At 64.8% G+C, this 864-nt stretch carries 1 protein-coding gene and 1 tRNA gene; both read right to left on the reverse strand.

Annotated elements, in window-relative coordinates:
• The coding region (locus X803_RS22225) for a hypothetical protein (RefSeq protein ID WP_035778304.1) at positions 1–301 on the reverse strand (301 nt) is incomplete at its 3' end.
• Positions 302–483: 182 nt separating this feature from the next.
• Positions 484–559 (reverse strand) — tRNA-Lys (locus X803_RS0108445).
• Positions 560–864: the final 305 nt, after the last annotated feature.

The raw sequence follows: 864 nt of genomic DNA on the forward strand, positions 1-864 counted from the left end.
CCTGACGACGACGGCGGGCGCCCCGCTCCTGCTCACCGCGCCACACCCAGCCGGCGGCCATCCCGACGCCCAGCAGGCCGGTGAGACCCGTGATCGCCGCTGTCTCCGGAATCACCACCATGGCTCCGGTCATTGCGCCCAGACAGGCGAAGCCTCCGGTGAAACCGGTCCAGAAGATGCCGTCGCGGTCCTGATCGCGCTCCAGCCCCCGTGAGACAGCGACCGCCGTCAGAGCGATGAGCGCACAGATGACGACGACGGCGAGCGCCGTCTGGACGGGTATCGCCAACAGGGCGGTCATCGGAATCCCTTCGGCATCTTCGGTGCCGCTGTACTGAGAGTCTCTTCCCTTCCAGTACAGGCTTCCTGGCGGCCGGAGTCAATGGCTGTTGCCATAAGGCAACGTTGCCCTGTGCGATCAAGGGATAGACCCCGAAACAGAGCATCCCCGCCGATGGTTCGACGGGGATGCTCTGCTACATGTGGTGGGCCCTGTGGGACTCGAACCCACGACCCACGGATTAAAAGTCCGATGCTCTACCAACTGAGCTAAAGGCCCACACTGTCCGGTCAGCCCGAACAACGTGTCTACTTTATCGCACCCGGTCGGGCGGGCGGCACCCGGCATCCGCGGGGAGGTTTGGCCGGGGTTTTCCGCGTACCTAGCCCCCCAATAGGTGCAGGAGTATTCTCGACCCATGGACGGCGAATATGTAGACAACAGCCCTCGGCATCACAAGCCCAAGCCGTTCGCGCCCGTGGACTTCGAAGTCTTCGCGGGCGGAGCAGACCCCTCCCGTGTCTCGGAGGCAGCGCACCTTGCCGCGCATGCCCTGGTCCACCACGGCCGGGAGGCTGATGATC

Origin of the sequence: Arthrobacter sp. 35/47 (genome assembly GCF_000520475.1) — a bacterium.
In the GTDB taxonomy this organism is placed as follows: Bacteria; Actinomycetota; Actinomycetes; order Actinomycetales; family Micrococcaceae; genus Arthrobacter_D; species Arthrobacter_D subterraneus.